The following is a 7,965-nucleotide window of genomic DNA, read 5'->3' on the forward strand; positions in this document are numbered from 1 at the left end:
AATGTTGGATTAAAACTCAAGGCCTGCCTCTCTTGCCGCCTGGGCCACAGCTGCAACCCTGCCATGATACTTAAATCCACCTTTATCAAATACCACCTTCAGAATTCCTCTGTCCTTTGCACGTTTGGCTATCATATCCCCTATCAGCCTGGCCGATTTAACATTACCCTTGTGGCTCTGTAACTGCCGCATTTCCTTTTCCACTGTAGAGGCACTTACCAGCGTATGCCCCGTTGTGTCATCTATGACCTGAGCATACATGTGGTTTAAACTTTTATAGACAGTCAGCCTGGGCCTCTGTTGAGTTCCAACAACCTTCTTTCTTACTCTTAAATGCCTTCTTTCCCTTAATTCAATCTTATCTCTCTTCAACTTGCCTAAGCCTCCTTAAAGCCCTACTTCGTGCCTGTCTTGCCGGGCTTTAACTTTATAACCTCTTCAGCATACCTTATGCCCTTACCCTTATAAGCATCCGGCACCCTGATACTGCGAATATCAGCTGCAAACTGCCCCAGCAATTCCTTATCTATTCCGTTAAGACTAAGCTTTGTCTGTTTTTTGTCAACCTCGGCACTTATCCCGGCAGGTAACACCATCTCAACCGGATGCGAGTACCCTACTGTAAACTCTATCCTGTCTCCCTTAACCAGTGCCCTATAGCCAACCCCTACAAGCTCCATGCTTCTGGTAAAACCCGCTGAAACCCCTGTGCACATGTTACTTATAATGGTGCGTGTGAGACCGTGAAGCGACCTGTGCTCTTTCTTATCGCTTTCCCTCTGCACTGTCAGGGTGCTGCCTGTGAGCATCAACGTAACGCCGTCAGGCTTTTTCCAGTTCAGCTTCCCTTTAGGCCCGGTTACAAGCACATCAGAGCCGTTTATACTTACCGCCACTCCTGCCGGTATGTCTATCGGTTTCTTTCCTACTCTTGACATCTTTCCTGCTCTCCCTGTCGCTCACAAGGGGGCTGCAATATCGCCCCGGTAATTACCAGATATGGGCTATTACCTCTCCGCCCACTTTATCCTGTCTGCATGTGTTATCCGTCACAATTCCCTTAGGCGTGCTTAGAATTGCCATCCCCACGCCACCCATTACACTTTCCACGTCCTTATAACCCTTATACACCCTGCGTCCCGGCGTGCTAACCTTCTGAAGCCCGGTTATTACACTCTTGTTTTCCACATACTTCAAAGACACCCGCAGTACTCCCTGCTTTTTATCTTTTAATATCTTGTACGCTCTTATAAAACCCTCTTCTTTTAATAACTTAGCTATTTCAAGCTTAATCCGGGATGCCGGTATATCCACCTTCTCCGCCCGAATCATTATAGCGTTTCTCATTCTTGTTAGCATATCTGCTATTGGATCAGTCATCATGGTCTAATACCTCTACCAACTCGATTTTACAACACCGGGGACTTTGCCCTGTAGTGCCAATACTCTGAAACATATACGGCAAAGCCCAAACTTTCTTAAATAGCCGCGGGGCCTTCCGCACACATGGCATCTGTTGTACGCCCTTACTTTAAACTTAGGCGTCCTTTTACACTTCTCTATCATACACGTCTTTGCCATTTATCCTCCAATCACCTTATCACACCGAACCCCTCCGGTTTGTCTCTGCAACTCTCTCAGTCCCTGAAGGGCATTCCAAACTCTTTAAGGAGTGCTTTACACTCCTTGTCATTCCTTGCCGTTGAACACACAACAATATTTAACCCATGCACTGTGTTGACTTTATCATAATCTATCTCCGGAAAGATAAACTGCTCTCTGACTCCGGTTGCAAAATTTCCGCGCCCGTCAAAGGACTTACCTGATACACCTTTAAAATCCCTGATTCTGGGCAACGACAGTGATATAAACCTATCCAGAAACTCATACATCATATCCCCACGCAAAGTAACCATACACCCTATAGGCATACCCTTTCTCAGCTTAAACCCCGCTATAGACTTTTTGGCCTTTGTTACAACAGACTTCTGCCCTGAGATTGCCTCAAGTTCTTTCTGAGCGGCATCCAACAGCTTTATGTCCTGTATCGCCTCTCCAAGACCGACATTAAGCACCACCTTGGTAAGACGGGGCACTTGCATTATGTTTTTATATGAAAAGTCCTTCATCAACTTAGGCACTATTTCCTTAGTGTATTTTTCTTTCAGGCGCACTTCCATAGCTTCTAATCCATAACCTCCTTGCATTTCTTGCAAACCCTGACCTTCTTACCGCCCTCAAGCACTTTATTGCCTATCCTGGTTGGTTTGCCGCATCGGGTACACACCACCATTACCTTGGAAATATGCAGAGGGAACTCCTTCTCTATTATCCCTCCCTGCGTATATTTCTTGTTTGGCTTCATATGTTTCTTTATTATATTGACATTTTCCACCAATATACTGTCCTTCTCAGGCATACTCTTTATGACACGGCCTCTTTTGCCTTTTTCCTTGCCGGTCAGTACCAGTACCGTGTCTTCTTTTCTTATGCTTAATCCCATTGTCTCACCACCTTAATTTCTCCAAAGCCACCATCTCAGGCAATTACTACTTCACCGCACACAGTCTCTCTTTCTTTACTCATTACAGCACTTCAGGTGCAAGAGATATTATTTTCGTAAACTCCTTCCACCTTAATTCCCTTGCCACAGGACCGAATATTCTCGTCCCGATAGGTTCGCCGGCAGCGTTTATTAAAACCGCCGCATTTTGCTGAAACCTTATATAGGTGCCGTCAGCCCGTCTTGTCTCCTTACGCGTCCTTACAACAACCGCCTTTGCCACCGAACCCTTTTTCACGTTACTTAACGGTATCGCCTCTTTTACGCTTACCACTATTATATCTCCAATGCGTGCATACCTTTTCTTATAGCCGCCAAGCACTTTAATACATTGCACTTTCTTCGCACCGGAATTATCAGCAACATCAAGCACTGTCTCAACCTGTATCATCCACGTGCCCCTTTTCCAGTTTATTTACAACAACCCAACGTTTTGTTTTACTAAGAGGCCGAGACTCCGTTACTGAGACCCTATCACCGGCCTTACACATATTCTTCTCATCATGTGCCTTTACTTTCAATGTATGTTTCATTGTCTTTTTATATAGTGGATGCTGGTACAGGGATGTTATCGCCACTGTTACCGTTTTATCCATCTTGTCACTGATTACATCTCCGGTATATAGCTTCTTAGGCATTTCTTCATTTCCCCGTCTTAAGTTGTGTTTTTATCGTTAACACCCTTGCAATATCTTTCCGCACTGCACGGCTGCGCATCGGGTTTTGTATCTCGCCTGTTGCACCCTGAAACCTGAGGTTAAAGAGCTCCTTTCTCAGCTCCCTTTCCTTAGTATCGAGTTCTTCCCCTGTCATGGATTTTAACTCCGCCACTTTCACAGCACAGCCTCCTCTCTCCTTACAAATTTTGTTGATATAGGAAGCTTAAACGAGGCTAAACGCATGGCCTCTTTTGCCGTCTCCTCCGTTACACCGGATACCTCATAGAGCACCCTGCCTGGTTTAACCACAGCGACCCAGTATTCAAGATTTCCCTTTCCCTTACCCATTCTGGTTTCAGCCGGTTTTTTCGTTATCGGCTTGTCGGGAAAAATCCTTATCCAAAGCTTACAGCCTCTCTTAGCATATCTGGTTATTGCCACCCTGGCAGATTCTATCTGTCTGCTTGATATCCAGCCGGGCTCAAGAGCTTTTAGGCCATACTCACCAAAGGAGACTTCCGAGCCGCGGGTAGCCTTACCATTCATGTTACCTTTCATCATCTTTCTGTACTTTACCTTCTTAGGCATCAACATATCGTTTGCTCCTTACCCTCTCTGTCTCTTAATCCTCAGGCTGTGCCCTTAGTCTCCGGCAATATGTCACCCTTGTATATCCACACCTTCACACCGATTATTCCATAAGTTGTCTTTGCCCGGGCTGTGCCGTAATCAATATCCGCCCTGAAGGTGTGAAGCGGCACCCTACCCTCTTTATACCACTCTGTACGGGCTATTTCCGCCCCGGAAAGCCTTCCGGCACAGGCAATCTTTACACCCAGTGCTCCAAATCGCATCGAGGAGAGCACCGATTTCTTCATCGCCCTCCTGTAGGCTACACGTTTTTCTATCTGCATCCCAATATTTTCTGCTACCAGCTGAGCATCAAGCTCCGGTTTTCTTATTTCCTTTATATCAATGCTAACCTGCTTTGTTATAGACGACTCTATCGCTTTTTTGAGGTTTTCCACCTCTATACCCTTTTTACCGATTATGATACCCGGGCGCGCTGTGTGTATTATTATCTTTATTTTTTGACCTGCACGCTCAATTTCCACCTTACTTATCCCTGAATGATACAATTTCTCTTTTATGTAATGCTGTAAATACAAATCCTCATGCAACTGCAGGGCATAAGCACTCTTGCTGTACCACTTAGACTCCCACGTCTTTATAATTCCTAGTCTGTTACCTATGGGATGTGTCTTCTGGCCCAAAAGCCACCTCCATTACTCTGATAGAACCACTGTTATGTGGCTCGTTTTTTTCTTGATTACATTTGCCCTGCCCATTGCCCTGGGCATAATTCGCCTCATCATCGGACCCTCATCAACATAAATCCGCCGTAGCTTCATATTGTCCGGCTCGGCAACATCACGCTGCTCAGCATTTGCCATAGCAGACTTTAGCAACTTCTTTATAAGTACCGCCCCCCTGTAGGGCATATACTCCAACATCGTCATAGCCTCTCCGGCCCTCTTGCCGGCTATAAGCCTTACTACACGTCTTGCCTTCTGCGGTGTTATTCGTGCATACCTTAAAAGTGCTTTCGATTCCATTATTTACCCTTTACCGATGTAGATTTCGAGGTTTTTGCGGATTTATCCGAGCCGGAATGTCCCTTAAAAGTCCGTGTAGGAGAGAATTCGCCAAGCTTATGGCCTATCATATTCTCCGTTACATATACCGGTATGAACTTCTTGCCGTTATAGACTGCAAACGTGTAACCGATAAACTCAGGTACTACGGTTGACCGCCTTGACCATGTTTTAACTATCTTTTTATCGCCGCTTTCGTGCATTCTTGTCACCTTAAGTAACAACTTTTCCTCTACAAACGGACCTTTTTTTACCGACCTGGGCATACCTACTCCCTCTTATTTCCTTCTCCTGACAACATACTTGTCAGTGCGCTTGTTTTTTCTGGTTTTAATTCCCTCAGGCGTCCCCCACGGCGTACACGGCGGCCTGCCGCCGGAACTCTTACCCTCACCACCGCCAAGGGGGTGATCTATCGGATTCATGGCAACACCTCTGACTGTTGGCCTCTTACCCTTAAGCCTGTTTCTTCCCGCCTTGCCTATTGATATATTCTCATGCTCGGCATTTCCAACCTGCCCTATCGTTGCCATACAGTCCATAGGGATTAACCTTACCTCTCCGGAGGTTAATTTCACCTGTGCATATCCTTTGTCTTTTGCCACCAGCTGAGCTGAACCGCCTGCTCCCCTTACCAGCTTGCCGCCCTGGCCCGGCTTCAACTCCACATTATGAATTACCGTCCCTATAGGTATGTCTTTAAGCTTCAGGGCATTGCCCGGCTTTATTTCAGCCTCAGGGCCGCTTATGACATCATCATTGACATTTAATCCCATCGGCAGAATTATATAGCGTCTTTCACCGTCTCTGTACTTTAAAAGGGCAATTCTCGCCGTTCTGTTAGGATCGTACTCTATGGTCTCCACCTTTGCCGGCACCCCTGCCTTATCTCTCTTAAAATCAATTATTCTGTACTGTCTCTTTGTACCGCCGCCTCTGTGCCACGCTGTCACACGGCCGGTATTATTTCTGCCGCCTGTCTTTTTTACAGGTTCAGTCAGAGGTTTATAGGGTTTTTCCGCGGTTACATTGTCAAAGTCGGAAACCGTCTGGAACCGTCTGCCAGGTGACGTTGGTTTATATCTTCTTACTCCCATTTATACACCTTCTATAAAGTCTAGCTTTTCACCCTTTTTAAGTGTCACTATGGCCTTCTTTATCGCCTGAGTCATGCCTACAGACTTACCATATTTTTTCCACTTACCGGGTTGTGTAATTGTTGATATTTTATCTACCTTCACCTTAAATATTTCCTCAAACGCCTTCCTTATTTCTATTTTATTCGAAGACATATCCACCTCTATTAAGAGCTTGCCACTGAGCTCCTTAATAAAGGTCCCCTTTTCTGTAAACATGGGTCTTTTAATTATCGTGTATGCGTCCTTCATCGTTCAACCCTTTTACTGAATTTAAAGCATCTTTTGTTAATAACAAAAATTCATGGTTTACAATATCATAAGTGTTAATGTCCTGCACTCTGACCACCTTGACGCCTACTATATTTCTGGAAGAAAGTACAAGTGTGCTGTCCTTCTCCGGCACAACAATGAGAACTTTTTTATCTATAAGACCTATGTTTTCCAACACTTTCACGACATCTCTGGTCTTTGGCTCAGTAATCTGAAACGCATCCAGAACATAGAGATTCCCTGTGGTGTTTTTATCCGAAAGAGCCAGCCTGACGGCAAGTCTCCTCAATTTCTTATTTACTTTGTAAGAGTAGTCTCTTGGCTGCGGACCAAATATTGTTCCTCCGCCTTTCCAAAGCGGCGATCTGATACTTCCGTGTCTTGCCCTGCCCGTATGCTTTTGTTTCCACGGTTTTTTACCACCGCCTCTGACAAGCCCTCTGGTTTTTGTAGCATGGGTACCCTGCCTCTGATTAGCCAGATAATTTGTCACAACAGCATGTAAGATATCAGGTCTCGGCTCAAGGCCAAAAACCTCTTTAGGCAACTGGATACTGTCAACCTTATTATTATTTTTATCTTTTATCTCAATCTCTAACATGTCACTTAGCCCTTATCGTATGAAGTTGCAGGCTTTAAAAACCCTTCCTAATCTCTACTATGTCACCCTTAGCCCCAGGTACAGCCCCTTTGACTATCAGCACATTTTGCTCAGTCCTTACTCCCACTATTGTCAGATTTCTTACCGTCACTCTCTCTGACCCCATATGGCCGGGCAATCCTTTATTTTTCCAAACCCTGGACGGGAATGAACTTGCCCCGATAGAGCCCGGCGCCCTATTAAACATCGACCCATGAGAACCCGGACCGCCTGCATAATTATGCCTTTTCATTACTCCCTGGAAGCCCTTCCCCTTGGATACTCCGCTTACCTTTACCACATCACCGGCAGCGAACCTCTCCACAGTTACAAAATCACCAACCTTAAGTCCATCAACAGGAAACTCCCTTATTATTCTCATAGGCTTTAAACCCGATTTCTCAAAAATCCCCTTCATCGGTTTATTAGCTTTTTTTGTCTCTATAAAGCCAATTTTTACAGAATCATAACCATCTCTTTCAGTAGTCTTCACCTGTATAACACTGCACGGACCCGCCTCTATCAAAGTTACAGGCACCACGTTTCCCGTTTCAGTAAATATCTGAGTCATTCCAAGCTTCCTGCCGATTATGCCGGTTTTTTCTGTGCTCATAGCTTTATCTCCACATCCACCCCGGCTGCCAGCTCCAATTGCATAAGGGCATCCACCGTCTGCTGAGTAGGGTCATGAATATCAATCAGCCGTTTATGTGTCCTTATTTCAAATTGCTCCCTGGACTTCTTATCCACATGAGGCGACCTCAGCACAGTGAACTTCTGAATATGTGTCGGCAGCGGCACCGGTCCGGCTATCCTTGCACCGGTTCTGTGCACTGTGTCAACAATTTCCTTTACAGACTGATCAAGTAGTCTGTGGTCAAATGCCCTTAGTTTTATTCTGATTTTTTCGTTCAAGTTCCTACTCCAAAACCTCTGTAACAACGCCGGCACCAACCGTTCTACCACCTTCACGGATAGCAAAACGCAGCTCCTTCTCCATTGCTATGGGCGCTATCAACTCTACTCTTATGCTTATGTT

At 45.4% G+C, this 7,965-nt stretch carries 19 protein-coding genes; all 19 read right to left on the bottom strand.

The genetic code is table 11. The features are described 5' to 3' along the window. Positions 1 to 9 precede the first annotated feature (9 nt). Positions 10 to 372 carry a 50S ribosomal protein L18 gene (gene rplR, locus H7844_13740; GenBank protein ID MEO5358341.1) on the bottom strand — a complete coding sequence of 121 codons (363 nt, stop codon included), beginning with the start codon at positions 370 to 372 and terminating at the stop codon, positions 10 to 12. Between the two features lie 23 nt (positions 373 to 395). Next, positions 396 to 938, bottom strand: coding sequence for a 50S ribosomal protein L6 (rplF, locus tag H7844_13745; GenBank protein MEO5358342.1), 543 nt, complete (start codon positions 936 to 938; stop codon positions 396 to 398). A 52-nt stretch (positions 939 to 990) separates the two neighbouring features. Beyond that, positions 991 to 1,383: a 30S ribosomal protein S8 gene (gene rpsH / locus H7844_13750; protein ID MEO5358343.1), complete on the bottom strand. Its 393-nt coding sequence runs from the start codon at positions 1,381 to 1,383 to the stop codon at positions 991 to 993. 12 nt (positions 1,384 to 1,395) lie between these two features. After that, the gene (locus H7844_13755) at positions 1,396 to 1,581 is read right to left on the bottom strand and encodes a type Z 30S ribosomal protein S14 (GenBank protein ID MEO5358344.1); all 186 of its coding nucleotides are present in this window, start codon (positions 1,579 to 1,581) and stop codon (positions 1,396 to 1,398) included. Between the two features lie 56 nt (positions 1,582 to 1,637). Further along, on the bottom strand, positions 1,638 to 2,180 hold the full coding sequence (gene rplE, locus H7844_13760; GenBank protein ID MEO5358345.1) for a 50S ribosomal protein L5: 543 nt from the start codon (positions 2,178 to 2,180) through the stop codon (positions 1,638 to 1,640). 5 nt (positions 2,181 to 2,185) lie between these two features. Further along, on the bottom strand, positions 2,186 to 2,503 hold the full coding sequence (rplX, locus tag H7844_13765) for a 50S ribosomal protein L24 (GenBank protein MEO5358346.1): 318 nt from the start codon (positions 2,501 to 2,503) through the stop codon (positions 2,186 to 2,188). 82 nt (positions 2,504 to 2,585) lie between these two features. Beyond that, complete coding sequence (rplN, locus tag H7844_13770) at positions 2,586 to 2,954, bottom strand: 50S ribosomal protein L14 (protein ID MEO5358347.1); 369 nt, start codon at positions 2,952 to 2,954, stop codon at positions 2,586 to 2,588. After that, positions 2,941 to 3,201: a 30S ribosomal protein S17 gene (gene rpsQ / locus H7844_13775; protein ID MEO5358348.1), complete on the bottom strand. Its 261-nt coding sequence runs from the start codon at positions 3,199 to 3,201 to the stop codon at positions 2,941 to 2,943. The genes rplN and rpsQ overlap by 14 nt, the downstream gene beginning before the upstream one ends. Positions 3,202 to 3,205: 4 nt before the next feature. Next, positions 3,206 to 3,400 (bottom strand): 50S ribosomal protein L29, encoded by a 195-nt coding sequence (gene rpmC, locus H7844_13780; protein ID MEO5358349.1) that lies wholly within the window; start codon positions 3,398 to 3,400, stop codon positions 3,206 to 3,208. Next, a complete protein-coding gene (rplP, locus tag H7844_13785; GenBank protein MEO5358350.1) occupies positions 3,397 to 3,816 on the bottom strand; it encodes a 50S ribosomal protein L16 in 420 nt (139 codons plus the stop codon). The genes rpmC and rplP overlap by 4 nt, the downstream gene beginning before the upstream one ends. 35 nt (positions 3,817 to 3,851) lie before the next feature. Continuing rightward, positions 3,852 to 4,496 (bottom strand): 30S ribosomal protein S3, encoded by a 645-nt coding sequence (gene rpsC, locus H7844_13790; protein MEO5358351.1) that lies wholly within the window; start codon positions 4,494 to 4,496, stop codon positions 3,852 to 3,854. 12 nt (positions 4,497 to 4,508) lie between these two features. After that, entirely contained in the window at positions 4,509 to 4,838 is a 330-nt protein-coding gene (gene rplV / locus H7844_13795) for a 50S ribosomal protein L22 (protein MEO5358352.1), read from the bottom strand. After that, positions 4,838 to 5,143, bottom strand: a complete 306-nt coding sequence (rpsS, locus tag H7844_13800) for a 30S ribosomal protein S19 (GenBank protein MEO5358353.1) — start codon at positions 5,141 to 5,143, stop codon at positions 4,838 to 4,840. Before rpsS ends, rplV begins: the two co-directional genes overlap by 1 nt. Before the next feature lie 12 nt (positions 5,144 to 5,155). Then, positions 5,156 to 5,974 (bottom strand): 50S ribosomal protein L2, encoded by an 819-nt coding sequence (gene rplB / locus H7844_13805; protein MEO5358354.1) that lies wholly within the window; start codon positions 5,972 to 5,974, stop codon positions 5,156 to 5,158. Next, positions 5,975 to 6,265: a 50S ribosomal protein L23 gene (rplW, locus tag H7844_13810; protein ID MEO5358355.1), complete on the bottom strand. Its 291-nt coding sequence runs from the start codon at positions 6,263 to 6,265 to the stop codon at positions 5,975 to 5,977. Continuing rightward, positions 6,240 to 6,887 carry a 50S ribosomal protein L4 gene (gene rplD, locus H7844_13815; protein MEO5358356.1) on the bottom strand — a complete coding sequence of 216 codons (648 nt, stop codon included), beginning with the start codon at positions 6,885 to 6,887 and terminating at the stop codon, positions 6,240 to 6,242. The genes rplW and rplD overlap by 26 nt, the downstream gene beginning before the upstream one ends. A 34-nt stretch (positions 6,888 to 6,921) precedes the next feature. Further along, positions 6,922 to 7,539 carry a 50S ribosomal protein L3 gene (rplC, locus tag H7844_13820; protein MEO5358357.1) on the bottom strand — a complete coding sequence of 206 codons (618 nt, stop codon included), beginning with the start codon at positions 7,537 to 7,539 and terminating at the stop codon, positions 6,922 to 6,924. Then, on the bottom strand, positions 7,536 to 7,841 hold the full coding sequence (rpsJ, locus tag H7844_13825; protein MEO5358358.1) for a 30S ribosomal protein S10: 306 nt from the start codon (positions 7,839 to 7,841) through the stop codon (positions 7,536 to 7,538). Before rpsJ ends, rplC begins: the two co-directional genes overlap by 4 nt. Before the next feature lie 4 nt (positions 7,842 to 7,845). Then, positions 7,846 to 7,965 (bottom strand): elongation factor Tu (locus tag H7844_13830; protein MEO5358359.1); only part of this gene is annotated, 120 nt, incomplete at its 5' end.

The sequence above is a fragment of the Nitrospirae bacterium YQR-1 genome (assembly GCA_039908095.1).
Classification (GTDB): domain Bacteria; phylum Nitrospirota; class Thermodesulfovibrionia; order Thermodesulfovibrionales; family Magnetobacteriaceae; genus Magnetomonas.